Source organism: Paenibacillus plantiphilus (genome assembly GCF_927798095.1).
Classification (GTDB): Bacteria; Bacillota; Bacilli; order Paenibacillales; family Paenibacillaceae; genus Paenibacillus_Z; species Paenibacillus_Z plantiphilus.
Window position 1 is genome coordinate 185179 of record NZ_CAKMMF010000001.1, and the last position, 24566, is coordinate 209744.

Below are 24566 nucleotides of genomic sequence, written 5' to 3' on the forward strand. Positions count from 1 at the left end.
GAAGCCAGGTCCGACCTCCCCCGCTTTAACTCCCGCCCAAATGAGGGCGGTTCAAAATGCAATGATTCAACTACCGGTAATTGCCGCGAATCATCGCTGTCACGCCAGTGCGCGACAGCTCGCGAATGCCATACGGCTTCATAAGTTCAACCATAGCGTCGATTTTCTCGCTATCGCCGACTACTTGCACCATTAGAGTATTCGTGCCGATATCAACAACCGCTGCCCGGAACGTATCGACAACACCGAGAATTTCCGGCCGTGACGCCGGCTCCGCATTAACCTTAATGAGCGCCAGCTCCCTGCCAACCATCGGATTAGCGCTGAGATCTACTACTTTAATAACATCAATAAGCTTGTACAATTGCTTCGTAACCTGCTCCAGCGTCTTGTCGTCACCGGAGGTGACGATTACCATCCGGGACAAGCCGGCTTCCTCGCTTGTCCCGACGGTAATACTTTCAATATTGAAGCCACGGCGGCCGAACAAGCCGGATACACGCTGCAGAACGCCTGGCTGATCGTTTACGAGAACGGCTATCGTATGCTTCTTCATTCCGAATCCCCCATTAACATATCACTGATCGTGCTGCCCTGCGTTACCATCGGGTATACGTTCTCGCCCTTGCGGACAACGAATTCCACAACAGCCGGACCCGGATGCTCCATCGCTGCGATCCATGCATCACGCGCTTCTTCCTTGTTGGAAGCGCGGAATGCTTTGACCCCGTATGCTTCAGCCAGCTTCACGAAATCAGGGCTGCCTGCCAGATCGATATGACTGTAGCGATTGTCATAGATAATCTCCTGCCATTGACGAACCATTCCGAGCACCTGGTTGTTAATGATCGCAACCTTGACAGGAATGTTGTTAATGGAACAGATCGCAAGCTCCTGTGCGCACATCTGCATTCCGCCATCGCCATTGATAGAAACGACGAGCCGGTCGGGATGAGCCATCTGAGCGCCGATTGCAGACGGGAATCCGAAGCCCATCGTGCCAAGGCCGCCGGATGTAATCCATGAGCGCGGCTTATTGAAGCGGTAGTACTGAGCGGCCCACATCTGATGCTGGCCAACGTCCGTCGTTACAATCGCGTCGCCTTTGGTTGTCTCGTGAATCATTTCGATAACCCATTGCGGCTTCAGCTCAACATCAGACGGAATATACTTAAGCGGTTTGTCCTGCTTCCATTCCGCGATCTGAGTACGCCATGCATCCGCATTGCCTGCCCATTTGACATCCTTGTTCGCCTGCTGCAGAACCGTCTTGATATCGCCTACGATCGGAATATCGGTCGGCACGTTCTTGCCGATCTCAGCCGGATCGATGTCGATATGGACGATCTTCGCGTTCGGCGCGAAGCCATTGAGCTTCATCGTTACCCGGTCGTCAAACCGCGCGCCGATATTAATGAGCAGATCCGATCCTTGAATCGCTTTGTTCGCTGTATAGGTTCCGTGCATGCCTGGCATGCCCATCCACAGATCCTCACCGCTCGGATATGCGCCAAGTCCAAGCAGCGTCGTCGTAATCGGAATGCCCGATTTCGTAACGAACTCAAGCAGCTCCTCATGACCGCCGGAATAGACAACCCCGCCGCCGGCAAGAATGACCGGACGCTCCGCTTGCTCGATCGCTTTAATCATCTTGTCGACCTGCAGCTTGTTAGCTGTCACAGTCGGATTGTAGCCGCGAATGCTGACCTCAGTAACCGGCTTGAACAATGTTTTCTGTGCCGATACATCCTTGGGAATATCGATAAGAACCGGACCCTTGCGGCCTGTATTGGCAATATAGAATGCTTCATGAATGATGCGCGGCAGATCCTCTACATCACGCACCAAGTAGCTGTGTTTGGTAATTGGCATGGTGATGCCCGTAATATCCGCTTCCTGAAAAGCATCCGTCCCAATAAAATTCGTAGCGACGTTGCCGGTAATAACGACGAGCGGCACCGAATCCATATACGCGGTTGCGATTCCAGTCACAAGGTTTGTCGCTCCCGGACCCGACGTTGCAATACATACGCCGACTTTACCGCTTGCGCGCGCATAGCCGTCAGCCGCATGGATAGCGCCTTGCTCGTGGCGGGTCAACAGATGCTGGAAATCCGAGAAACCGTGCATAGCGTCGTAGATGTACAATACGGCTCCACCTGGATAGCCGAAGACGCAGTCGACACCTTCCAACACCAAGCTGCGAAGCAGTATTTCCGAACCGGTAATGACCTCAGGCTTGCTCAATTTTTCCATCAATTCTTCTTTTGACCTTAACGTTGCATTTTGCGCGACCATCAAGTCGTCCTCCTCTCTAGAAAAACAAAAAAACCTCTCGTCCCCTGACGCCAAGTGCGTCTAGAGGGACGAAAGGTTATCCTTTCGTGGTACCACCCAACTTTGTTATACGCCTCGCGGCATATAACCTCAATAGGTAAGAACGGTGTGCACAATCGTTCATACCTTGGCACATTAACGTGTGCCTTACGATTTCCCCTAATACGGCCGTCCTCGCATTATGCGACGATGGTCTTTTCAAGGAAACAGCTCCGAGGTGAGCTCGTTGGAAAGGGATTTTGGCGACGGTTGCAGCTGATCCGTCCGCTCTCTGAGCAAAAGAGCCCTTAACACTTCGTCCTCATCACAGCAGATAACAATATTAGCTTAAAGCTTATTATATGCTTCACTATCCCGTTCGTCAAGTTCTAGCTTATGTATCCTTGCAAAAAGTTATCCGTGTGAAATCCCCTCCGCTGTGGCGCACCTTAAAAGCACAACATACAATATAGAATCGTTATGCCAGCCTTTGTCAGTCAAGGTTTCAGCAATAAACTGGAGACAGGATGATGGTATTGATTAGACTCCGACGTCCACGAACCGATGATGCCGAGATTATCCATCTCATCAAGACGGAGCTCATTCCGCTTTCACACACGGCGCACCCGCGCGATGCGTCGGTAATCCGGGAGCTGCCCAAGAGGCTGCGTCGCGGCATCACCTTTGTCGCATCGCGAACAAAGACGAGCAAGCCCCGAGGTTTTGTACACCTTATGACCGCAGGTGATATACTCCTCTTCGACATGCTCGCCGTTCACCCAAAGCATCGCGGAAAGCAAGTCGGCACAATGCTGATGGCACAAGGGGAAGCTTACGGTCGTACACAAGGGTGCAGCATAGCGCGATTATTCGTAGACGATATCAACCCCCGCGCGTCCCGACTGTACGCCCGCATCGGTTATGAGGCCATCCGCCACTATCCGGAGCTGCGGCTCTATGAGATGACCAAAACATTGAAGCTCCCCTTCTGAACACAGCCGCAAGCAATCCTTCACTGTGCAAACATCCCGTCCAGTCTACTTAACCTCAGTAGAAGTTGTTATACCCGCCGCCATAAGGCTGCTGCTGCTGACAGCAACCGCCATCAAAGCCGCCGTATGGACCATATGCTCCGGGGCCTCCTGCTCCAGGACCATATGGTACAGGGCCAGGGCAGCAGCCTCCGCCTCCGAAGCCGCCGCCAAAACCACCTCCAAAACCACCGCCGAATGCAAATGGCAGCGTGCCTATAGCAAGCAAATCGAACAATACAAGCGGCAAAATCGCCTTTGTTTTGACCGTCTTGCCTTTATCCCTGCCTACCGGCTGCAAAAAAAGCTTGTTCTGATGAGCGCGAACGAGCTTCCCTGTCGCAATCGAACCGTCCTTGCGAACCGCATAGATCGTCTTTCCGACAAGTTTGCGCACTTGCTCTTTGGATACGCGCATGCGTATTCCCTCCTTATCCCGTTGTCCTATACCTTATGCCGCATCGATTCCTTTCGACTGTATCTATGTCCATGTCCCAAGAAAGATCAAGCAATGGCTTCCTTCGCTGCCCAAAGATAAACTCCTATATGATCTATTAATTAAAAAAATTTCATAATTTTTGCATTTAACCCAATCCATCCTCCCTTTATAATGAGACTGAACTTACCTAATAAAGGAGGAGAATTATGTTAAAGAAAGGCTCGTCATTGTTAGTAGCTCTTATTCTTGCTCTAACTGTACTCGTTGTACCCGCGCAGGCCGGCGGAGCGCTGAACCCCAATACCGGCGGTGTGCCGGGCTCCTGGTCGCCAGGGAGCAATCCAGCCGTCATCGATCCCGGCAAGCCCGCACTTCTTTTCGTCCACGGCTTGAACGGCAGCGCCGGCAGCTGGTATGACAACAATGACATGTATCAGCTCGCGCTCAATAATGGCTACCAGACTGCATTCATTAATCTGCATGACATTACAGGAACCTCCCAGAGCATGTGGGACAACGGACAGCTGCTGGCAGCCAAGATTAAGGAAATCAGTGAATACTTCGGCAAAAAGCTAGTGATCGTCGCCCACAGCAAAGGCGGCGTGGACACGCAAACCGCACTCGTTCATTACAATGCCTATCCCTATGTGTCCAATGTCATCACACTCGGCAGTCCGCATCACGGCTCCCAACTGGCTGATCTCGCTTACAGCAGCTGGGCCAGCTGGCTCTCCAGCCTTCTCGGCGCACAGAATCCTGGTACATACTCCATGCAAACCTCCTATATGGCTTATTATCGTTCCATCACGAACAACCACGCCAATGTCAGCAAGAACAAATTCTACACCTTCGCCGGAAAGGACTGGAACTCCGGAAGCACGGCCCATTTCTTCGGCGGCTTGTATTTGTCCAGCTACGGCGCAAACGATGGCGTAGTGACCGTCAACAATGCGCATCTGCCGACCGGCACGATGGTCAAGATCGGCAATTGGAACCATAGCAGCGTGAAGAACGGCTCCAATCTGTTCAACCTGATCAAGCCGTATCTTATGCTTCAAACGGCGAAGGCCGCTGGCAGCCTTGTGGAGATCGCCTCCGCGAAGGAGAAGAAAAAGGAACATTCGCAGCAGGAAGAGCAGGAAAGCCAAGCCTTTATTCGCGGCGGTCAGCTTAGTGGGCAGGCTGAGGAAGCATTTACAGTAGAGAATGATGTGGCTTCCATTGTGATCGATTGGATCAGCGACAAGCCGCTCGACTCGCTTGAGCTCATAGGTCCGGACGGCTCCATTCAGAAGACTCAGGTATCTCCAATCGCTGACGAGGGCGTATTCAGCGGCGCTTGGCATCACACCGCGACAATCGCCAAACCAAAAGCGGGGGAATGGAAGGCTGCGGCAGCGAGCGCTCAATCAAGCGGTTATTTGCTCACCGTCACTTATAATACGAAGGGCAAAAATAAAGTGAAGCTTCACAAGGAGCAGGGCAACAAAAAGCTGAAGGTGAAGACAGACGGATTGAAGGCAGATAAAACGAAGGTGTCCTACAGCATCGACTTTATTAGTAAAGATGCAGGCAAGACACATGGAAAGCAGGGAACGAAACGCATTAAGCAGCAGGAGCAGCAGCTGTCTGCGGCAGACGAGCTAACGATCTCCACCTCGGAAGGAAGCGGCGTATACAATGTAACCGCTGAGATAGAGGGCGAAACAACAGAGGGATACAAGTACACGCGAACAATCGTGAAATCCGTCTTTGTCGATGAGCAGGGAAATACGTATACGCCATAGCAGAAGTATGATGGACCCGCATGTATACCCAGCATTCACAAGAAAAGCGGAAGCATGACTGGCACGCATACTCAGCATTCGCAATAAAAGCGGTAAGCATGACTGGCACACATACTCAGCATTCGCAATAAAGCGGTAAGCATGACTGGCACGCATACTCAGCATTCGCGATAAAAGCGGTAAGCATGACTGGCACGCTATATACGGAATTCTTAAGAAAACGCCGTCCCAGTAGGGACGGCGTTATTCATTGTATCTTAAACGCAAATCTTAATCACAAGCTATGCGTTTACTTTTTCTTTGGCGATGCCTGCAAGCGAGTTGAATGCATTGATGTCGTTGACAGCAAGGTCAGCGAGCATTTTGCGGTTCACTTCAACGCCAGCTTGCTTCAAGCCGAACATGAATTTGCTGTAGGACAAGCCGTTTTGGCGAGCAGCAGCATTGATACGAACGATCCACAGTCTGCGGAAATCACGTTTCCGTTGACGGCGGTCACGGTAAGCGTACAGCAGTGATTTCATCACTTGCTCTTTTGCTGTTTTAAATAAGCGGTGCTTGGAACCGAAATAACCTTTTGCAAGCTTCAATATTCTTTTACGACGACGTGCGCGGACGAATCCGCCTTTAACTCTTGCCATGAGTAGAAACCTCCCGAATGTTGTTTATTGCTATAAGATCCGATGACGGATTACTTCAAGTTGGACAGACCTTGCTTCAAGCGACGAACGTCGCCCGCAGCCATGATCGGCTGAGTAGCCAATACGCGCTTCTGACGAGCCGACTTACCGGAAAGCAAGTGATTTTTGTAAGCTTTGTAACGCATCACTTTACCAGTACCGGTAATTTTGAAGCGACCTTTCAGACTGCTGTGTGTTTTCATTTTAGGCATTTGGTGTTCCTCCTTAAGGAAATAATCGTTAGTTGTTTTTAGGAGCCAGAATCATAATCATGCTTCGGCCTTCAAGCTTAGGCACACGTTCCATGACGCATAATTCTGCAACTTCCTTCGCAAGCCGGTCGAGAATCCGTTGACCAACAGAGGCATGTGTAATTTCACGACCGCGGAAGCGGACCGAGCATTTCACTTTATCGCCTTCGTTCAGGAACTTCACGACATTGCGGAATTTCGTCTGGTAGTCATTCTCATCAATATTGGCACGGAACCAAACTTCCTTGATGTCAACGATCTTCTGGTTCTTTCTTGCTTCTTTCTCTTTCTTCTGCTGCTCATAACGGAATTTGCCATAATCCATGATGCGGCATACAGGCGGTTTCGCCGTAGGCGCAATATTGACCAAGTCCATATTCAAATCCACAGCCATCTGGAGCGCTTCACGCAACAATTTGATTCCGACTTGTTCGCCCTCAGCACCTACAACCCGCACTTCTCTGGCTCGAATCTCATCGTTGATTTGATGTTCTCTGCTAATAACTCGCCACCTCCGTAAATTGTCCCCTTTAATGGCGCCATTTGGCGCAAATAAAAAATGCGAGTCCGCACGGACCCGCATTCCATTAACCAAGATTGTCGGCATTTCAATCATCGCATTACATGCAATGCTGCCATTTCCAATCATCGATCGCGAACCAGCCGACATGCGCCAGACAGGTGAGAAGCGGGTGCTTCTGCTTGTGCGTTATAAACTCATGTGTAAGTGTTACCGACATACTTTATCACATGAGCAAATCTCTTGTCAATCTATTTGTTGCAATTTCATGCAAACACTACACTTGCTTGCTTTGCACTTCTTCAAGCCGGATCACACGCGTATGCTGCGTATGGCTCCACTGCTTGTTGTTCTGTGTGAAGAAAGCATAGAACGTAATTGGCAGCCATGAGAGCTGGAAGATGATCATCGAGAACAGGTGCGCATACATTTTGCGCGATTTGATGCCTTCAAGAATCATAACAAGCGGGAACATGACTAGCGTCAATGAAATCACGATGCCTGCAATCCACCAAGGCATGTAATAATAGATCGAGGTGAAGACATTGTCCGCCGGGATCAGATTATCCAGCCACAGCATTGCAGTTACGACAAAACCAAGGAATGTATTGTACACGGAAGCTGAATAAATGGCCGCATCAAACTTCACGAAGCTGCGATCTTTAATACTTGCCCACAGCAGCGGGAAGAAGTACTGGCGGGCCACTGTAAAGTGTCCCTGCATCCAGCGCAACCGTTGACGCGCAGACGCCTTGAACGTTAGCGGCTTCTCGTCATACACCTTTGCTTCGTAGTTCAGTACGGGATGAATGCCCCGTTTGATACAGCGCATTGAGAACTCAAGGTCCTCAACCAGGCTTGTAGCGCCCCAGCCCATTTCTTTCATCAGATTCGTCTCGAAGCACATTCCTGTACCGCCGAGGAAATTGGCCATCTTCAGATTTTTACGGGAAAGCTGCCACAGACGGTTGCAATACCAGTAGGTAATGCCGTAGGAAGCGGTAACCCAGGAATCTTCCGGGTTCTTCGTATCCAGGTAAGCTTGAATAACTTGATGTCCATCGCACAGATCGTTGTTCATATGGTTCAGGAAATCCGTATTGACCAGATTGTCGGCGTCGAACATAACGATTGCGTCATATTGGCGAGGCATGGCCCATAATTCCTTGAGCATCCACTCGATTGCGTGGCCTTTGCCCCTCAGCTGCTGATTGTGACGCTCGCATGCGTTAACCCCGTAACTCCGGGCGATCTCCGCCGTACCGTCCGTGCAGTTATCGCAAATAACAAATATGTCATAAAGTTCTTTCGGATAGTCGAGGTTCTTTAAGTTATCGATCAGCGCGCCAACCACTTTTTCTTCATTGTGCGCAGCGACAAGAACGGCAAATGACTTCTGTGGCTTGTGCTTCAGTTCCTTGCGTTTTCTAATAATTCCAAACAGGGAGATGCTGAACTGGTAAACGCCGACGAACGCCAGAAATACTTGAAACATAATAATAAGGATGTTAACCATACGCAATTACTGCCCCCTTGAGACCCCATTTTTCATATTCTCTACTATTTATTTGAATCGTTATGAATTCCAGTGCTCATCTGTTTGTATACACTGCAACCATATTGATTTTCCACACTTTAAGCCATTTTGTCAAAAGCCCAAAAGATCATAGATAGGCAGGAAAGCGTTAAAAACAGCGTGCTTGACGCAAAAGCAGCTTTGAAACATAGTTTTTCCATCGTTTCGCTCTCATTTTCACCCATTTACGAAAAAATAACGTTATAACATCAATAACGATATGGAACAACGAAAAGTTTCACTCTTCTTGCCTGGCGCTGTGACGGTTTCGTGAAGGTGAATGCGCTTAACGCCGCCCTAACGGATGAAAACCATATCTCTCTAACATCTTAACCATCCAATGGCGATTGTAAAACGGCAAATATCGGGCAAGTGGCGTTGCGCCCTGCAATGAGGTGAGTTCACTGCTCACGAGAACGACATAAGCCGCGCCAATCGCCATGGCAAACAGCCCCTCTCCTGCCCGCTGCGCCCGAAGACCCTTTTTCAAAACAGGTGGAAGGAATTATTCACATACCATTCGTATACCGTTGACATGGCGAGAACAAAGAGCCTCTACAATGAAAGATATAACTTTGAGAAGGTCGCTTATAACTTCTGGATAAAAAAAGACAGGTGAATGATTGTAATAAGGGGGCACAAATATGAATCGGATGATGTTCTGGCTGCTTATTAATGAACAGAGGATGCTGCTGTGGGTGAACCGGAGAACTGCCAGGCCTGTCGTCGATGCGTGGCTTGGAGGCTGGCTGGGTATGGTTACGCATATGGGCGGCGCCACCTTTACGCTCGTTACCGCCCTGCTATGCGCCATTCTTGCCCCTGAGCCTTGGCAATCAGCCGGCTGGCAGTGTGCCGCAGCTGTTGCAATAAGTCATATTCCCGTTGCGATTGTTAAACGAAACTTCCGCCGGCTGCGCCCCTATCAGGCGCTGCCCGATGTGCATACATGCCGCAACCCGCTGCGCGACTCGTCGTTTCCTTCCGGTCATACGACAGCGATCTTCGCTTGGCTGACGCCTTGGCTGCTCGTCGATGCCGCCTCGCTCTCGCTTCTGCTTCCTGTCGCGCTCGTCATTGGCTTGTCCGTGGCATGGTCCCGCATGTATCTAGGCTTGCATTACCCTTCCGATGTTGCAGCAGGCGCACTGCTTGGGTCATTGACTTCCGCGCTCGTAGCGCTCTCCTGATCCCTCTTCTGAGCTTCCTGCTTCGCTTCGCGATGAGCGGCAATCGCCCGTTCACCAATCACAACCTCCACGCGATAAATATTGTTCCCCCGCTCGACAAACTTCGCTTCATATTCGGTCAGCACGAGATCGTCGCGCAGACTGTCCTTGTGCAGATGCAGGGAGATGTTCCGCATATGCAGCTCCATATCCGCGAAGCTGTTAAGGGAGAACTCAAACAGCGATTGTGAATCCGTTTTGAAATGAATCTGACCGGTTTCATTCAGAATTTCAATATATTTCTCCACAAACCGCGGATGGGTCAATCTTCTGCGGGCATGCTTGCTCTTCGGCCACGGATCGCTGAAATTCAGATGGATGCGATCAATCTCGCCAGGCGCAAACATCGCTTCAATGCCCTCGATATTAGCACGCAGCAGCGCCAGATTCGGCGGCTCTTCAACCCCCTTCTCCGCCCATGCATTCCGCGCCTTCTCGCTAGCCCGGCGAATCAGCTCATCATACATATCCACCCCGATGAAGTTGATGTCCGGGTTGCGTACGCTCATATCACTGATGAAGCGGCCTTTACCCATGCCCAGCTCCACATAAATCGGATGATCATTGCCAAAAAACTCACGCCAGCGACCTTTGATCGGCGCCGCATCCAGCACGACAAGCTCAGGCTGAGCCTCCAAACTTTCACGTATTCCTTTTCTTCCTCTAAGACGCATAATCGATCAATTCCTCCATTAATAAACTAGTCCCTATTGTGCCTAACATCGACGGGAATGTAAAGCCTGTCCATAGATTTGGGCAAAATAAAAAGCCGAAAGGCGTTGATGCCCCATCCGGCTTGAAAGGTTGCTGGTATACTGTCTTAGTTAAGCAACTGACGCGGAATGCCCTGTCCATTGCTGGAATCACTCTTGCCTTCGAGCATTTCGTTCAATTTCTTGCGAGCCGACACTTCAATGTTGTGATTGCCATGAAAGCGAATACCGGCCAGCGCCATCATTTCTTTTCTCGTTAGCTCCACGGTTACTTTCTCGTCCCCATGCGGAATTTTTACCTGTGTGTTCATTTCACATCACCTCACGGTTTAATTGTACCATTATTTCCAGAAAACCGACTTACTATGACAAGGGAGTGATGAGTAGTAAAATGAAAGAAAATGTTGATCTGTCGCACTTTTAATTTAACACATCATGTTAGGTTTAGCAAGCGATTTTCGAAAATAAAGTTTGGTAAATTCCCAGCTATCAGCGCCTGTTTTAATCGTTCGACTGTGATCATGCCGCATTGCGCGCAGCTCCGGGCACGCGGTGTTTCGCTGCATTTGCAGCGCCATCTCCCGCGCTTGAAGCCGCCGGGGCGCGCCGTCGCCTTCAATCCGTCCGAACTGCAGCATATTGTTATGCGGCATAGCGTTTCGCCGGGTTTTTCGTTACAATTATATTTAACCAGACGATAACGTTCTGACACCCTACTTAATAGGTTGAACGAGAGACAGGACAGTATAGCCTGCGAATCAATGCGGACAAGAACCGAATGATATCGCAAGAGGAGCACAACATATGCATACACAAGCAAAGCAAGCCGGACTCCACCTTGAGCCGCAGCTTTGGGGCGACAAAAGATTTCATACCTGGAATGTTGAAATGCGGGAACAATTCGGCGGCAAAGTGTTCAAGGTGATGCTGGATGCCGGGTTCACCTGCCCGAATCGCGACGGCTCTATCGCCACTGGCGGCTGCACATTCTGCAGTGCGCGCGGGTCGGGTGATTTTGCCGGAAGCCGCAGGAATGATCTCGTAACACAATTCAATACGATAAGGGACCGCCAGCATCAGAAATGGCCTGCGGCGCAGTATATCGGCTATTTTCAAGCTTATACGAATACTTATGCCCCAGTTGATGAGCTTCGGGAATATTACGAGGTTGTACTGCAGCAGCCCGGCGTTGTCGGATTGGCAATTGCGACCAGACCGGATTGCTTGCCAGACGATGTTATCGACTATTTGGCCGAGCTGAACGAGCGCACATACCTGTGGGTGGAGATGGGGCTTCAGACGATTCATGAATCGACCTCGAAGCTCATTAACCGCGCCCATGATACGCAATGCTATCTGGATGCAGTGGCAAGGCTGCGCGCGCGCGGAATCCGTGTCTGCGCCCATATCATTTACGGCCTGCCTCAGGAAACCCACGAAATGATGCTGGCTACCGGCAAAGCCGTCGCAGCGATGGACGTGCAGGGGATCAAGATCCACCTCCTCCATCTCATGCGCAAAACACCGATGGTCAAGCAGTACGAGGCCGGTTTGCTTCGGTTTCTGGAGCAGGACGAATACATTGAGCTGATCGTCGATACGCTCGAAATACTGCCGCCAGACATGATCGTCCACCGATTGACTGGCGATGCGCCGCGCGATCTGCTCATCGGCCCGATGTGGAGCCTCAAGAAATGGGAGGTGCTCAACGCGATAGACAGCGCGCTGCGTACCCGCGAGACATGGCAAGGCCGACTGTGGGAGGCGCAGTAGGATGGGTTTTCTATCTGTGCTGAGCATGGCTCACAAGTTGATCGTGGAGCGGGTATCGCCAGGCGACACCGTTGTCGACGCTACCTGCGGCAACGGTGTCGACACGCGCTTTCTCGCTGAGCTCGTAGGCGCTCGCGGCACGGTGTACGCCTTTGACATCCAGGCGCAAGCACTGCAGCGCACCAGCGAGCGGCTCGCTCCGCTTGCGGCCGCAGGCAAGCTGCCGCTACTGCACCTTGTGCAGGACAGCCACGCGGCGATGGCGGCCTACGTTGCCATGCCGCCGCAGGGGGTGATGGCCGCGATGGTCGCGCCGCCTGCGGCCTCGGGCTCAAGGCTGATGGGGCCGAGGCTGGTGGGGCCAGCTGGGGCTGAGGCCGCGCGGTTGGCGGAGTCATTAGCGGCCGAGAGCCTGTCGTGGGCGGCCGCTGGGGACGTGGCTGCTGCGAATGGCTCGCGGGCGGAGTATGCGGCTGCCCAACATTCGTCCAAAGCTGCTGCGGTCATGTTCAATCTCGGCTATTTGCCGGGAGCGGATGCGGATCCCGCCGTTATAACCAAGACGGATTCCACACTGGCAGCATTGGATGCCGCGTTGACACTGCTTCGCCCGGGCGGCATTATAACGATAGTCGTTTATCCGGGGCATGTTGGCGGCGAGCTGGAAGCAGCATCCGTCGAAAACTGGGCATCTGCTCTGCCTCAACTAACAGCGCAAGCCGTTCTTTACCGAATGGCCCAGAAACCCGATTCTCCTTATCTCATTGCAGTCGAGAAGAAATAAAGCCGTAAACATCTGAAAGCGGGTTTTTCCCGCTTACAGCCTGCGATGATGCTGGGTTGACGCGCTGTAAGCGGGTTTTTCCGTTTTACAGACGGGGCTTGTGCGCTCAGATGGGCTGGATTGGAGCTGTAAAGCGGTTTCTCCCGCTTACAGCCTGCAATGATGCTGGTTTGACGCGCTGTAAGCGGGTTTTTCCGTTTTACAGACGGCGCTTGTGCGCTCAGATGGGCTGGGTTGGGGCTGGAAGCCGATTTCTCCCGCTTACAGCCAGCGATGATACTGGTTTGACGCGCTGTAAGCGGGTTTTTCCGTTTTACAGACGGGTCTTGTGCGCTCAGATGGGCTGAGTTGAAGCTGTAAAGCGATTTCTCCCGCTTACAGCCTGCGATGATGCTGGTTTGACGCGCTGTAAGCGGGTTTTTCCGTTTTACAGACGGGGCTTGTGCGCTCATATGGGCTGGGTTGAAGCTGTAAAGCGGTTTCTGAGACAGTCGATTAACTGTTTACATTTCAAACCATTCACTGAAATCGATTGAAATTCGCCTTTCAAAAGCGTTTATATCGACTTTTTGGGGTGAAAGGTGGGGTTTTTCTCACCGGAAATCGATTTTTGAAGCTCAACTATTTTTGTAAACGAATTAATCGACAGTCTCTTTCTCCCGCTTACAGCTAGTAATGATGTTAGTTTGGCGCGCTGTAAGCAGGTTTTTCCGTTTTACAGACGGGGCTTGTGCGCTCAGATGGGCTGGGTTGGAGCTGTAAAGCGGTTTCTCCCGCTCGAAGCAATCGATGATGCAGCTGCCTGTTTGTTCATTTAATCATCCGACTAAATTAATTATTTCAGGAGGTCTATGACCATGGCTGTTCGCAAGCTTGAGCATGTGGGAATTATGGTAGCTGATTTGGAGAAATCGATCTCCTTCTACACCGAGATTATCGGATTTCGCCATCTGGGCACGATGGTACATACGAATGGTGTTATTCGCCTCGCCTTTCTGGCAGCGGCTGATAGCAGCGAGACTGAGGTTGAGTTGATAGAAGGCTACAACCATTCACTGCCGGCTGAAGGCAAAGTGCATCACATCGCATTTACGGTAGATGATGTAGAGGCCGAATTCGAGCGCATCACGGAACTCGGGGTCCCCCTTAAAGATACGGAGATTACAACATTGCCAAACGGCAGCCGATATTTTTTCTTCTACGGTCCAGATGGGGAGTATCTTGAGATGTTCCAGCCTGCGGCAAAATAATCTTTACCGCGTACGCCATCATTTCGCAGCACAATGCGACCTTATTTACCCCTCCGGCTGGATGTCCCATGACGCGTACATGCAAACCGAGGGAAGCAGCAGAAATGTTTATTTTATAGCTCATATCCAACATCTATATCTTTCAAACCAACTTATAAGGAGCGATCATATTGATACAGCCATATCCACTTCAATTTCAGGCAGAGATGAAAGAACGCATATGGGGCGGACGTGCGCTTGAGGAATTCGGGCTGCAGCTTCCGGAGGGGGCCATCGGCGAGGGTTGGATGATCGGCGACCATCCAAATGGTACGACGAAGGTCATTAATGGCGAGCTGGCAGGACTTGGCCTGGACGACATACGCGTGAAATACGGTCGCGAGTTTTTCGGAACGCACGGCTTCTCGGAGCGCAATGGACGATTCCCGCTTCTGATTAAATTGCTCGATTGCAACGATGATCTTTCTATTCAGGTGCATCCCACGGATGCCTATGAAGGGCTGCCGGACGGAGAGCTTGGCAAGACGGAAATGTGGTATATTCTCGATGCCAAGCCGGGCGCGCGAATCATCTACGGTCTGAAGGACGGCATCGATCGCGCCGCATTAGCCGCAGCTATTGAGGAAGGCCGCGTAATGGACTGCCTGCAGGAAGTGCCAGTAGAAGCGGGCGATGCCTTCTACATTCCTGCGGGAACTGTTCATGCGCTGTGCGCAGGCGTCGTCGTTGCCGAAATTCAACAAAATTCCGATACGACCTACCGCGTGTTCGATTATAACCGCCCGGGACTTGACGGCAAGCCCAGAGAGCTGCATGTGGAGGATTCGCTGAATGTTACCGCTTATGAGGGCGCAGGCGCCAAGCGCATGAAGACTGACGGCATCGGCGCCAATGAATGGCTCACGATTGCGGAATCGCCTTATTTTATCGTCGAAAAGGGTCTTGTACGCGCTCCCTGGCAGCTCTCGACAACACCGGAGAGCTTCGTTATTCTCGTCATTGCCGAAGGCTCAGGAACCATTGGCTGGAATGACGGCGAGCAAGCCGCCAAAGCCGGCGACTGCTTCCTGCTGCCAGCCAGCCTTGGCGGCTACACATTAGATGGAAGCATGACCGTTCTGCGCAGCATAATCCCTTAGAAGCAGCGGACAGCTCAAACCATATAGAGTCAGAATAATGGTCATTTGTCGACCGCCGTCATGCAACGCCACACCGCGCGCTGGGAGCTGCGCGTCATTGCGGCTGTTCGACCGCCGACATGCAGAACGACGGTATCGCGCCGGGAGCTGTGCGCGATACCGTCGTTCTGACTCTATTCCGCTATCAGCTTGCAACTCACATCGACAGGAGACATCGGCAGCCATGTTCAACTTCAGAGATATCGTCATCATTATTGCCAAGAAGCAAAAACCCGACAGCAACGAGGACAACTTTCCATTGGTCGGACGTATTGGATATATTCGAACGATCAGCTCTGACCGCAGACGCGCGCAAGTACGGTTTTTCGATTCCCCTCCCTATTACGCTGAGCACAGTGTGCTGCTGAATCAAATCGAACACTACGAAATTCAGAAGCACAGCTCCCTGCTGGTCCAATATCTCGAAGCAAAGCGCGGTGAGCCGTTCTACGATTTCCAGAGAGAAACCTACGACAATTACAATCCTCTTCCAGCTTACTTCAACCAGGCAATCGAGGACGGAAATATCGAGAAAGCGAAGAGCCTGCTGCCGCGAATTAGAGTGGATCGGAAATATATCCATTCGACGCCGCTGGAGACAGCCATAAGTCACAACAACACCGAGATGGTCAAATTTCTGCTGGATAATGGCGCGCATGCTGTGAAATCATCATTATTTTATGCGGTAGATGCCAATAATCCGGAGATGGTCGCCTTTTTTCTGGAGAATGGTCCGGAATTGAACTACAAGGCAAGCGAACCCCCTTTCGACTTCTCGCCGCTCACGAGCGCCATTCAGAAGAAATCAGTGCAGATCGTTGAGATGCTGCTGAAGGCCGGGGCTGACCCGCATATTACGATTCATTCGATGGAGGGAAATTTGAGCGCATTGGAATACGCGTTGAAATTAGCCTATGAGAAGAAGAATGAGCCTGACCCCGAGCTTAAAGCCATTATTGAGCTGCTGCGAAAATATGCGGATGACCGCAATTATTCAACAGAGCTGCTGCTCGCTGCCAATAGAGGACATGTCGAAGGCGTCAGCCAATTAAGCGGGCATGGAGCCGATCTGGATTATGAGGATCCAATCACCAATCATACGGCGCTTATTAAAGCCACTCTCGCCAATTCTCTTCCTGTTGTGCAGGAGTTGATTAGAAGAGGAGCCAATGTCAACTATGCAAGGACGTTCGATGGCCAGACAGCGCTGCATATAGCGGCTCAATGCAACATCGCGGATATCGGGCTGGCCCTGCTCCGCGCTGGGGCCGATATCAATGCCAAGGATCATCACGGACGCACCTGTTCCGATTATTCACTCTTGAACAAGGGTCAGCCTGACTACTCTGTAACGAAGGGCCATAAGTCGCTGAGCGAGATTTTCCTGCTGCACCAAATCTATGGCAGCGTCTAATGGGCCATGCCATGCAGGCTGTTGTATGAAATGGGGCTGTCCGAAAAGTCCAATATCCAATTCGCGAGTCCCAAATGATGTGAAAAGATGCCTCCAAAACCACTATAAAAGTGAGGATGGAAGCATCTTTTTCATCCTATATGCGGGGGCTTAGTCCATTTCGTATAGGACTGCTGCCGCCTGCTTAGGCTGCAGCTTGCGGCTTCATTAGTTCGTATAGAGCAGCTCACGCTGCTCGGCCACAACTTTCTTAAGCTTGTCGGTGGCATAGGCGCCTGGACTGATAACATCATGCTTCATCCAATAAAGGACGCGAAACGAGGTGCCGTCATTAAGGATGACACGCATAAAGTAGCTGCCTCCACTTAGGCTTTTTGTTTGTTTGTGCAGTGTCGTTTCATCCTCAAGCGTCAGCTTCATGTACTCCTTGGCAAAGAGAGCAGCCGCTTCAGGTGTAAAAGCGTTCATCGGCGACCCGTCTATGCCGCTTTCGAAGCGCACAGACGCAATTCTGCCGTCTATATCGTATAAGTCCTTTACGGTGGATACCGATGAATTTTGCGACACCTGAAACAATTTATTGTCGGCTAAAATGCGGAATTGCTGCTTGTAGCCCTTCACCTGGAACAGCTCTGTACCGGCTGCCATGAGCGTGGCGTCCCCATCCTTCATTTCATAATCCGAACAGGCATTGCCGGACAGCATGTAGCCGATCGCGCCGATCCGCGCCCCCTTCTCCACCTTGGAGAGATCACTGTCATACAGCTCACTGTACGTAATCCCGTTATATTTAAACGCATTCATATATTCAACTTCTGCGTCCGGACAATTTTTCCCAATCAACGGAATTCCATTGCTGGAACAAGAAACGACAGTCAATAAGGCACACACTGTCAGTATAATGGTATAATATCGTCGCATAGGCACACATCCTTTGTAATCATGTACCCTGATTGACGAGGAATGCTAGTAAATGGTTGCACGGCTGCATGCCGTTCAATTGGCGGTCGATTCATGAATCTTTATCCGAGCCATCATGTACTAAACCACCTTTTATTAAGGCTATATTAAATTCTGATGTTGATTTTCACGATAAGAAATCCGCCTCGTTGAAGAGGTGCTTATTGAGCTATCGTACCCGTTAGCTGAACGTATATTGATTGAAATCGTTATGACACAATGGATAATTCCATAAATATTTCAGCAATATCATTATCATTGTATTTTGGTATCTCATAAAAGCCAAAACTTCGAAACACTGACAACGCTTTATAAGATTGTTTCTTAGTGTCCAACCTCAGCTTTATTAATCCAGCTTGTCTTGCAAATGCTATTATTTGGCTCATCATGCTTTTGCCGTAACCCTTATCTTGATGTTCAGGTAAGACGAAGAACCTCTTTATTTCACCAATTCTGTTTTCAGAATCAATACCCTTTAAACCAATAGTCCCAATAACGCTCTGTCCTTCCTTCAATAACCAGAATCCGCCTCCAGTCTTAAAATATAGAAGTTCAATACTTCTAATATCTGAATGCGACCCTTCAGGATCAAAGTCATATCCTCTGGAAACATACATAGTTTCCATAAACTCTTCCAATTGATCCTGGTCTGATCTAATGTATCTCTGCAGCAATAAGCATTCCCCTCTCTCGTGGATAAAACTTCTTTTCTCTCGTTTCCCGTTCGTTTAACAAGTATAAGCAGAAAGCCGAAGTTTGTCATTCGTGTCGGGGCAACGAGTACACATATTCAGCAATGCTGATTCTTCTTCTCAGCGGGTGTGGCTCAGTGAATAATGAGGAACAGCGCAGCGGCTCTATAAAACCTGCTAACACGACAGTTAGCTATGGCAACTTGGATGTATCCGAAGAGTTTAATACTTTTGAACAACTTACCGACACAGCTGACTTGGTTGTCAAAGTAAAATTGACAGGTGAGAAACCTCAAAAAATTGAATATGAGGGGGCAAATTTCACTATAACAAATGCAACTGTAAAAGAGGTTAAATAGATGGCGATGGCCGCACCAAGGCCATCGCCATTTTACAATTTTAAGAGCAAACCACCTCAGAGGACTATCGCTCCCGAAGCAACCTATCGCCAGTCCGTATCTTCGAGCGCCGATCCATAATCGCTACAACTGCCACCGCAGCGAATATAATCAGAATGCTCATAAGCGGATAACCATATCTTGCAAAGGTTATGAATGGCAGATGGATGAACCAGAAGTACAGGAATGGCAGCAGAATCGGCAGCGATTGCCTAACACGCTTTTGAAACGCAGTAACGACAATACCGGCAAATCCGACAAGCACATAGATCCAGTGCTCCACATTAATTAATGGTCTGGGCAGTCCCGGAACCGGACGCGAGTAGAACGGCGCTTCGAACAATTGAATGCTTTTGCCCACCGTGAACCAATAGGTGTAATCCAGCGTATGGTGCTGGAAGCCGTAAGCGATCACTCGCTTCGCAGTCCGCAGCTCAGCGCTGTCGCTGCCGACGAACAGCTTGCCATCCTTATACTCGCCCGGGTATTGTTCAAAGAACCCCTGGGGAGGCATCGCGCGCTTGATCAGCGCACCCAGCAGCATCGGGTTGCCTGTTGACTTCGTGAACGGAATAAATTCATCGAATGCCTGATAGTTGCGCACCCACCAAGGCGTCAGCAGCAGCATGCTGCACACGCCGACAATCGCCGTGAATTTCACAATGTCCTTCCAGCTGTACTTCTGGACCAGCCACATGATGAACAGGCAGATTGGAAATAATGCGCTTTGAGGTTTAATATAGCAGGAGAGGCCCAGCATAATGCCGACCAGCACATAGGCGGAGACGGTTTTTTGGCGAAAAGCATGAATCGTGCTGCAAAGCAGCAACAAAAAGATCAATTTAAACGTCGATTCTGTTAGAATCGCCCCTGACGCGAACAGGTCAGGTATATAAAATGCGCTGATGATCGCGGCCGTAATGGCAACCTTGCTATTGAATACCGCCCTCGCAATCACAAACAGGAGGTATACAGAGAGGGTCTGCATAAGGCACTGCATAAGCCGGAAGCCCATAACCGCTGTATCGCGTTCGAACAAGGCCGTAAAGCCGCTCAGCATGACAGGAATCGTCGGCATAATATAATTTGTAGGCCGATCTCCGCTGTTGTAGACAAGCGTTTTCGTTTCATTCAGCATCTGCGCCGCATGAACATATTTGACATCGTCGTTATTCCGTTTATCATAAGAACCGAGCAGGAAATGATCACCCAGCCATAATACAACGATCACATTGACGAGAAGAACAGCCGCCATGACGATAAACAGTGTCTTACGTACAGCAGGCGTCTCAGATTTTAATGAAAACAACAGGAAAACTCCCTTCCATATTACAGGTATTCTATCAAGCAACGTTTTCTATTATACTATATAAGGTTGCCTAGAAAGCAAATGGCTTCAATGAAGGTATTGAAAAGAGGGCACATGGACATGATTCAACAACGAAGCAGCGAAATACTTGTCATTATTCCAGCATACAATGAGGAGGCTACGCTCCTCCGCACGATTAGCGAGCTCAAGCGGCATACACCGTATGACTTCGTCGTCGTTGACGATGGCTCCAAGGACCGTACGCCGGATATTATAAAGAGAGAAGGCTATCCTTCTCTGCGCCACGCTGTAAATCTCGGCATCGGAGGCTCGATGCAGAGCGGCTACAAATATGCGGATCAGAACGGCTATCTATATGCCATTCAGCTCGATGCAGATGGGCAGCACCGTCCAGAGGATATCGCCAAGCTGGTGGATGAGATCAAGGCAAGCCGCTGCGATATGGTCATCGGCTCGCGATTCGTAGAGCTAAGCAGCTATCGGGGAAGCGCGCTGCGCCGAAGCGGCATCCTCTATTTCCACTGGCTGGTCCGTATGCTTACAGGGGTTCGAATCTACGACCCTACCTCTGGCTTCCGCATTGTGAATCGTTCAACGATCGAGCAGTTCTCCAAGTCGTACCCCACCGATTATCCAGAGGTCGAGGTGCTGGTCAGCTTATCCAAGCGCGGATGCAAATTAAAGGAAATCAGTGTCGAGATGCGCAATCGCCAAGGCGGGTCCTCCTCGATCAACTGGTCCAAATCGATCTATTATATGATGAAGGTTACGATGTTCTCGCTCATACGCAAGAGCTTCTCGTAATGGAGGATAATCGTTGATGAATCAGTATGTCGCAATTATTGTTACCGTGCTTTTCCTTGCGCTCATCGTTCAATTCACAGTGACGCACAAACTGAAGGACCGTTATGCCTTTCTGTGGCTCGTAACTGCTGCTGCAGGCGTTATAGCGGCACTATGCATCCCGCTGCTTAACCGGTTCGCCCTATGGATTGGCATTGCGTATATGCCGACCTTCGTTTTTCTCATAACTATTATTTTCATACTGGGCCTGCTGGTCAGGCAGACAATCAGCCTCTCCAAGCAGGCCGACCGCATCAAGACGCTCACACAGGAATTCGCTGTGCTGGAGAAGAAGGTGCTCGATTTGCAGAAACAAACAGAGGGACGTGAAAGCAAGTGAGTTTATTGCAATTCGGGCTTATTGTAGCCAATACGCTCATGCTTGTGACAGGTCAATTTCTATGGAAATACGGCCTGATGCAGCGGGGCAAAGCGTTCGACAGCCTGCGAACAATTATTGAGCTGATGATCTCGCCCTATATTATCGGAGGGCTGTTGATTTATGGCTTCGCAACCGTACTGTGGCTCTATATTGTGTCCAAGGTCGATCTCAGCCTCGCGTATCCGATCCAAAGTCTGGCTTATATTATCTCCATCTTCGGCGCCTATTACATATTCGATGAATCATTGTCTGCATTGAAGATTATCGGCTGCCTGCTCATTCTCGGCGGAGTTGCCTGCATCGGTTTGTCGGCACGCTACGCTTAACGGGAGAACGCTTCAGGCAACAATGAATGGAGCTGTTCACAGTACAGCAGCAGCACAGCAACTATCTTCACGATCGCCGACAGCTCGCACCGCGCGCGGTGCCTAGTGCTTAGCTCCCAGTGCTTAGATCCCGGTGCTTAGATCCCGGTGCTTAGATCCCGGTGCTTAGATCCCGGTGCTTAGCTCCCAGTGCGCAGCTCCCAGTGCGTAGATCCCTTTGCGCGGTGCGGCGTTGCATGACGACGGCGGCCAAAGTAAACAAAGTTTTCAGGTTGGATTACTGTGCTTCCCGAGTGAAGTAAATCAACCCCGAAACCCGATGCATCCTTCCGGCTCGCGGTGCCATCGCGCACGCGGTGCTCGGTCACATATGCGTTTCAAGGTACCAACACCTTACCTTCCTTCACACCGCTTACTCGCTATCGGCTATCGCATTCAGCTTTACGGCAACAGCTATGGCACTTTCTACAGCATCTTGCCGGCTGTAAGACGGTTTCTCAAGCTTACAGCTCTCCTCATTCCACTTTTTCGTGCTGTAACACTGTTTTTCAGTCTTACGGCAACAGCCATGGCACTTTCTACGGCATCTTGCCGGCTGTAAGACGATTTTTCAAGCTTACAGCTCTCCTCATTCCACTTTTTCGTGCTGTAACACTGTTTTTCAGTCTTACGGCAACAGCCATGGCACTTTCTACAGCATCTTACCAGTTGTAAGACGATTTTTCATGCTTACAGCTCTCCTCATCCCACTTTTTCGTGCTGTAACACTGTTTTTCAGTCTTACGGCAACAGCCGTGGCAGGTTCTGCGGCCTCCTCTATTGGACAGTACATCAGGCCTCCATTGTCGGCTTTAGTTGGGAGCAAGTCTGGCAATGACCGTTTTTCCTCGCGGCGATATTTTGTAACCAGTCCCCAGACTTATAGTCAGGCCAAGGTTTTTCAGTTTGCGCACATTCAGCTTTAATTTCTCGGTTTCCCAGCCGATTGCTGCTGCTAGCTCCATCGCTCTTACACCGGGATGCTTGTCGATAAGACACAGAAAATCGGTGGTCCAAGGACCGCGAGAGCTCGCTTTGTCCAATCGTTCGAGCCGAGTAAGCAATGCCAGCAATTCTTCTTCCGTCATGATGTCCCGTTCCCGCAGCACTTCTCGCGGATCGGCCCCGATACGAGCCACTTCAATACGATAGATGTCTCCCTCGTCGCTAAAGGAATTGATTTCCTTGAACAGTTCTTCACGAGTGGAGCATCCAGCAATTATCGCGTCCGATTCGGTTATGTCAATGTCAGCAACGATGGCAATCGACTTGATCTCAATCAACCCAACTGCGGTGTGCAGCTGGCTCCCCTTCTTTATATTAGCCCGCTTCCATCGTCGGAACGCCACCGAAATAGTACCGCGAGCGATCCCATTCAAAATATGATTTTTAAAAAGCAATTTCCAATCCCTCCACCTGATCGTAATGCTTAGCTTCAAAAAACGAACCGGACCTTTGCATGTGACAGACCATATAGCAACCTGCCACAAAAGATCTAAACTCTCATGACGTCTTTGACGTCTTTGACGTCTCCTCCTGGAATGAAAGGGAGCCAGAAGTTACTTTCTATATCGCATACCTACATTATGAGGAACAACGTTCATTTTGTCATGCTGATCCGATGCTGATGAACATTGTACTTTATGAGCATAAATATCGCGGACTGCCAGCACGCCTATGAAATCAACAAAACCAAGCTCCAACGTTAAAAAGCTGGTGTCCCTTATTCAAAAGGAGCACCAGCTTAATCCAGTATGCAAAGTGATGAACAACAACGATGTAACTAGCCATACATATCCAGCACTCTGGTCTCAATCCATCTAGCCCTTGACCGCCCCAGCCGTTATCCCTGCGACGAAATAACGCTGCAGCAGGACAAACAACACAATAATTGGCACAATCGCAATTAATGAGCCTGCAAACACGATTCCCCATTGTGTTGTATATTGGCCTTGAAAGTTGGCGAGCGCGATCGGCAGCGTCCGTTTCAACGGATCGTTAATGATCGTCAGCGCCCAAGGGAATTCTTCCCATATGACCAGCGCATTGAATATCGTTGCCGGTACGAAAGCCGGCTTGGACAATGGCAAAATAATTGCAGTGAAGAGCTTGAATGCACTGCCCCCATCCATCTCCACCGATTCGTCGATATCGCGCGAGATGGAGTCGAAGAAACCTTTTAGCAGGAAGGTCGTGAATGGAATCCCTCCAGCCGCATAAACCGTAATCAAGCCCCAATGCGAGTCGAACAATCCCAAATCGCGAATGAGCATGAACTGTGGAATAATAAGCGTCAGACTCGGTATGACCAGACTGCCCATCAGAATGCCGAAGACCATTCGTTTCCCGCGAAATTGAAACCGTGAGAAGGAGAACGCCAGCATCGCGGACAGTGCAAATATAAGAATGAAGCTCGCTATCGTGACGATAACGCTGTTGAACATATAAATAGAGAAGTTCTGGCTGGCCCATGCCTCTGCGAAATTGTCCCATGTCAGCTCGGAAGGAATGAGCTTAGGCGGGAACTCGAACAGCAAGGTCATCGGCTTGAATGCCGTCAATAGCATATAGATAAGCGGATACACCGATAGCACAGCGCCCGCTGTCAGCAAACCATACAGAATGATCGATTTCCATAACGTTCGCATCCTATCC

Annotated in this window: 27 protein-coding genes; 12 read left to right on the forward strand and 15 right to left on the reverse strand. The window is 50.2% G+C overall.

The annotated features are described in order from the left end of the window. Positions 1 to 70 precede the first annotated feature (70 nt). Positions 71 to 556 (reverse strand): acetolactate synthase small subunit, encoded by a 486-nt coding sequence (gene ilvN, locus L6H65_RS00760; RefSeq protein ID WP_236338345.1) that lies wholly within the window; start codon positions 554 to 556, stop codon positions 71 to 73. Then, positions 553 to 2298 carry a biosynthetic-type acetolactate synthase large subunit gene (ilvB, locus tag L6H65_RS00765; protein ID WP_236338346.1) on the reverse strand — a complete coding sequence of 582 codons (1746 nt, stop codon included), beginning with the start codon at positions 2296 to 2298 and terminating at the stop codon, positions 553 to 555. The genes ilvN and ilvB overlap by 4 nt, the downstream gene beginning before the upstream one ends. A gap of 554 nt (positions 2299 to 2852) precedes the next feature. On the opposite strand from ilvB, the gene L6H65_RS00770 reads away from it, so the two are divergent. Next, a complete protein-coding gene (locus L6H65_RS00770; RefSeq protein ID WP_236338347.1) occupies positions 2853 to 3308 on the forward strand; it encodes a GNAT family N-acetyltransferase in 456 nt (151 codons plus the stop codon). 55 nt (positions 3309 to 3363) lie between these two features. Here the strand turns inward: L6H65_RS00770 and L6H65_RS00775 are convergent, their stop codons facing one another. After that, entirely contained in the window at positions 3364 to 3765 is a 402-nt protein-coding gene (locus tag L6H65_RS00775; protein ID WP_371877607.1) for a hypothetical protein, read from the reverse strand. Positions 3766 to 3992: 227 nt separating this feature from the next. Here L6H65_RS00775 and L6H65_RS00780 point away from each other — a divergent pair, with 227 nt between their 5' ends. Further along, complete coding sequence (locus L6H65_RS00780; RefSeq protein ID WP_236338348.1) at positions 3993 to 5573, forward strand: esterase/lipase family protein; 1581 nt, start codon at positions 3993 to 3995, stop codon at positions 5571 to 5573. Positions 5574 to 5854: 281 nt separating this feature from the next. Here the strand turns inward: L6H65_RS00780 and rplT are convergent, their stop codons facing one another. From rplT to L6H65_RS00800, 4 genes are all read right to left on the reverse strand, one after another. Continuing rightward, positions 5855 to 6214 (reverse strand): 50S ribosomal protein L20, encoded by a 360-nt coding sequence (rplT, locus tag L6H65_RS00785; protein WP_236338349.1) that lies wholly within the window; start codon positions 6212 to 6214, stop codon positions 5855 to 5857. A gap of 50 nt (positions 6215 to 6264) precedes the next feature. Then, entirely contained in the window at positions 6265 to 6465 is a 201-nt protein-coding gene (rpmI, locus tag L6H65_RS00790) for a 50S ribosomal protein L35 (RefSeq protein WP_236338351.1), read from the reverse strand. Between the two features lie 28 nt (positions 6466 to 6493). Then, complete coding sequence (gene infC, locus L6H65_RS00795) at positions 6494 to 6988, reverse strand: translation initiation factor IF-3 (RefSeq protein ID WP_371877613.1); 495 nt, start codon at positions 6986 to 6988, stop codon at positions 6494 to 6496. Positions 6989 to 7301: 313 nt separating this feature from the next. Continuing rightward, positions 7302 to 8540: a glycosyltransferase family 2 protein gene (locus L6H65_RS00800; RefSeq protein WP_236338353.1), complete on the reverse strand. Its 1239-nt coding sequence runs from the start codon at positions 8538 to 8540 to the stop codon at positions 7302 to 7304. Between the two features lie 704 nt (positions 8541 to 9244). Here L6H65_RS00800 and L6H65_RS00805 point away from each other — a divergent pair. Then, positions 9245 to 9790, forward strand: coding sequence for a phosphatase PAP2 family protein (locus L6H65_RS00805; RefSeq protein ID WP_236338355.1), 546 nt, complete (start codon positions 9245 to 9247; stop codon positions 9788 to 9790). On the opposite strand, the gene trmB is transcribed toward L6H65_RS00805, so the two are convergent. The 3 genes from trmB to L6H65_RS00820 form a co-directional block, all read right to left on the reverse strand. Beyond that, complete coding sequence (gene trmB / locus L6H65_RS00810) at positions 9721 to 10503, reverse strand: tRNA (guanosine(46)-N7)-methyltransferase TrmB (protein WP_236338357.1); 783 nt, start codon at positions 10501 to 10503, stop codon at positions 9721 to 9723. The two genes, L6H65_RS00805 and trmB, sit on opposite strands and share 70 nt — an antisense overlap. A 146-nt stretch (positions 10504 to 10649) precedes the next feature. Then, a complete protein-coding gene (locus L6H65_RS00815; protein WP_236338359.1) occupies positions 10650 to 10853 on the reverse strand; it encodes a hypothetical protein in 204 nt (67 codons plus the stop codon). 114 nt (positions 10854 to 10967) lie between these two features. Next, complete coding sequence (locus L6H65_RS00820) at positions 10968 to 11195, reverse strand: hypothetical protein (protein WP_236338361.1); 228 nt, start codon at positions 11193 to 11195, stop codon at positions 10968 to 10970. A 151-nt stretch (positions 11196 to 11346) separates the two neighbouring features. Here L6H65_RS00820 and mnmL point away from each other — a divergent pair, with 151 nt between their 5' ends. The 5 genes from mnmL to L6H65_RS00845 all read left to right on the forward strand — a co-directional run bounded on the left by mnmL (position 11347) and on the right by L6H65_RS00845 (position 16941). Then, positions 11347 to 12315 carry a tRNA modification radical SAM protein MnmL/YtqA gene (gene mnmL, locus L6H65_RS00825; RefSeq protein ID WP_236338363.1) on the forward strand — a complete coding sequence of 323 codons (969 nt, stop codon included), beginning with the start codon at positions 11347 to 11349 and terminating at the stop codon, positions 12313 to 12315. Between the two features lies 1 nt (position 12316). After that, entirely contained in the window at positions 12317 to 13099 is a 783-nt protein-coding gene (locus L6H65_RS00830) for a class I SAM-dependent methyltransferase (protein WP_236338365.1), read from the forward strand. A gap of 857 nt (positions 13100 to 13956) precedes the next feature. Beyond that, positions 13957 to 14349, forward strand: coding sequence for a VOC family protein (locus L6H65_RS00835; protein ID WP_236338367.1), 393 nt, complete (start codon positions 13957 to 13959; stop codon positions 14347 to 14349). A 170-nt stretch (positions 14350 to 14519) separates the two neighbouring features. Beyond that, the gene (locus L6H65_RS00840) at positions 14520 to 15488 is read left to right on the forward strand and encodes a type I phosphomannose isomerase catalytic subunit (protein WP_236338368.1); all 969 of its coding nucleotides are present in this window, start codon (positions 14520 to 14522) and stop codon (positions 15486 to 15488) included. Between the two features lie 223 nt (positions 15489 to 15711). Next, the gene (locus L6H65_RS00845) at positions 15712 to 16941 is read left to right on the forward strand and encodes an ankyrin repeat domain-containing protein (protein WP_236338369.1); all 1230 of its coding nucleotides are present in this window, start codon (positions 15712 to 15714) and stop codon (positions 16939 to 16941) included. A 207-nt stretch (positions 16942 to 17148) separates the two neighbouring features. Here L6H65_RS00845 and L6H65_RS00850 read toward each other — a convergent pair whose 3' ends face one another. Further along, positions 17149 to 17745, reverse strand: a complete 597-nt coding sequence (locus tag L6H65_RS00850; protein ID WP_236338370.1) for a hypothetical protein — start codon at positions 17743 to 17745, stop codon at positions 17149 to 17151. Between the two features lie 365 nt (positions 17746 to 18110). Beyond that, positions 18111 to 18575: a GNAT family N-acetyltransferase gene (locus L6H65_RS00855; RefSeq protein WP_236338371.1), complete on the reverse strand. Its 465-nt coding sequence runs from the start codon at positions 18573 to 18575 to the stop codon at positions 18111 to 18113. A 155-nt stretch (positions 18576 to 18730) separates the two neighbouring features. On the opposite strand from L6H65_RS00855, the gene L6H65_RS00860 reads away from it, so the two are divergent. Next, positions 18731 to 18952 carry a hypothetical protein gene (locus tag L6H65_RS00860; RefSeq protein ID WP_236338372.1) on the forward strand — a complete coding sequence of 74 codons (222 nt, stop codon included), beginning with the start codon at positions 18731 to 18733 and terminating at the stop codon, positions 18950 to 18952. 64 nt (positions 18953 to 19016) lie between these two features. Here L6H65_RS00860 and L6H65_RS00865 read toward each other — a convergent pair whose 3' ends face one another. Next, positions 19017 to 20300, reverse strand: coding sequence for an ArnT family glycosyltransferase (locus L6H65_RS00865; RefSeq protein WP_236338373.1), 1284 nt, complete (start codon positions 20298 to 20300; stop codon positions 19017 to 19019). A gap of 114 nt (positions 20301 to 20414) precedes the next feature. On the opposite strand from L6H65_RS00865, the gene L6H65_RS00870 reads away from it, so the two are divergent. From L6H65_RS00870 to L6H65_RS00880, 3 genes are read left to right on the forward strand one after another with little or no spacing between them, the layout of a single operon-like run. Next, positions 20415 to 21125 carry a glycosyltransferase family 2 protein gene (locus L6H65_RS00870; protein ID WP_236338374.1) on the forward strand — a complete coding sequence of 237 codons (711 nt, stop codon included), beginning with the start codon at positions 20415 to 20417 and terminating at the stop codon, positions 21123 to 21125. A gap of 16 nt (positions 21126 to 21141) precedes the next feature. After that, the gene (locus L6H65_RS00875; protein ID WP_236338531.1) at positions 21142 to 21504 is read left to right on the forward strand and encodes a DUF2304 domain-containing protein; all 363 of its coding nucleotides are present in this window, start codon (positions 21142 to 21144) and stop codon (positions 21502 to 21504) included. Further along, the gene (locus tag L6H65_RS00880) at positions 21501 to 21872 is read left to right on the forward strand and encodes an EamA family transporter (RefSeq protein WP_236338375.1); all 372 of its coding nucleotides are present in this window, start codon (positions 21501 to 21503) and stop codon (positions 21870 to 21872) included. The genes L6H65_RS00875 and L6H65_RS00880 overlap by 4 nt, the downstream gene beginning before the upstream one ends. An 851-nt stretch (positions 21873 to 22723) precedes the next feature. Here the strand turns inward: L6H65_RS00880 and L6H65_RS00885 are convergent. Together L6H65_RS00885 and L6H65_RS00890 are read right to left on the reverse strand one after the other, a co-directional pair. Then, a complete protein-coding gene (locus tag L6H65_RS00885) occupies positions 22724 to 23311 on the reverse strand; it encodes a hypothetical protein (RefSeq protein WP_236338377.1) in 588 nt (195 codons plus the stop codon). Between the two features lie 420 nt (positions 23312 to 23731). Further along, positions 23732 to 24559: a carbohydrate ABC transporter permease gene (locus tag L6H65_RS00890; RefSeq protein ID WP_236338379.1), complete on the reverse strand. Its 828-nt coding sequence runs from the start codon at positions 24557 to 24559 to the stop codon at positions 23732 to 23734. Positions 24560 to 24566: the final 7 nt, after the last annotated feature.

What these genes read in the sequence shown, in the direction of transcription:
- ilvN (WP_236338345.1), bottom strand. Translation starts at nt 556, where the DNA reads ATGAAGAAGCATACGATAGCCGTTCTCGTAAACGATCAGCCAGGCGTT.
- ilvB (WP_236338346.1), bottom strand. Translation starts at nt 2,298, where the DNA reads ATGGTCGCGCAAAATGCAACGTTAAGGTCAAAAGAAGAATTGATGGAA.
- L6H65_RS00775 (WP_371877607.1), bottom strand. Translation starts at nt 3,765, where the DNA reads ATGCGCGTATCCAAAGAGCAAGTGCGCAAACTTGTCGGAAAGACGATC.
- L6H65_RS00780 (WP_236338348.1), top strand. Translation starts at nt 3,993, where the DNA reads ATGTTAAAGAAAGGCTCGTCATTGTTAGTAGCTCTTATTCTTGCTCTA.
- rplT (WP_236338349.1), bottom strand. Translation starts at nt 6,214, where the DNA reads ATGGCAAGAGTTAAAGGCGGATTCGTCCGCGCACGTCGTCGTAAAAGA.
- rpmI (WP_236338351.1), bottom strand. Translation starts at nt 6,465, where the DNA reads ATGCCTAAAATGAAAACACACAGCAGTCTGAAAGGTCGCTTCAAAATT.
- L6H65_RS00800 (WP_236338353.1), bottom strand. Translation starts at nt 8,540, where the DNA reads ATGGTTAACATCCTTATTATTATGTTTCAAGTATTTCTGGCGTTCGTC.
- L6H65_RS00805 (WP_236338355.1), top strand. Translation starts at nt 9,245, where the DNA reads ATGAATCGGATGATGTTCTGGCTGCTTATTAATGAACAGAGGATGCTG.
- trmB (WP_236338357.1), bottom strand. Translation starts at nt 10,503, where the DNA reads ATGCGTCTTAGAGGAAGAAAAGGAATACGTGAAAGTTTGGAGGCTCAG.
- L6H65_RS00815 (WP_236338359.1), bottom strand. Translation starts at nt 10,853, where the DNA reads ATGAACACACAGGTAAAAATTCCGCATGGGGACGAGAAAGTAACCGTG.
- L6H65_RS00820 (WP_236338361.1), bottom strand. Translation starts at nt 11,195, where the DNA reads ATGCCGCATAACAATATGCTGCAGTTCGGACGGATTGAAGGCGACGGC.
- mnmL (WP_236338363.1), top strand. Translation starts at nt 11,347, where the DNA reads ATGCATACACAAGCAAAGCAAGCCGGACTCCACCTTGAGCCGCAGCTT.
- L6H65_RS00830 (WP_236338365.1), top strand. Translation starts at nt 12,317, where the DNA reads ATGGGTTTTCTATCTGTGCTGAGCATGGCTCACAAGTTGATCGTGGAG.
- L6H65_RS00835 (WP_236338367.1), top strand. Translation starts at nt 13,957, where the DNA reads ATGGCTGTTCGCAAGCTTGAGCATGTGGGAATTATGGTAGCTGATTTG.
- L6H65_RS00845 (WP_236338369.1), top strand. Translation starts at nt 15,712, where the DNA reads ATGTTCAACTTCAGAGATATCGTCATCATTATTGCCAAGAAGCAAAAA.
- L6H65_RS00850 (WP_236338370.1), bottom strand. Translation starts at nt 17,745, where the DNA reads ATGAATGCGTTTAAATATAACGGGATTACGTACAGTGAGCTGTATGAC.
- L6H65_RS00870 (WP_236338374.1), top strand. Translation starts at nt 20,415, where the DNA reads ATGGACATGATTCAACAACGAAGCAGCGAAATACTTGTCATTATTCCA.
- L6H65_RS00875 (WP_236338531.1), top strand. Translation starts at nt 21,142, where the DNA reads ATGAATCAGTATGTCGCAATTATTGTTACCGTGCTTTTCCTTGCGCTC.
- L6H65_RS00890 (WP_236338379.1), bottom strand. Translation starts at nt 24,559, where the DNA reads ATGCGAACGTTATGGAAATCGATCATTCTGTATGGTTTGCTGACAGCG.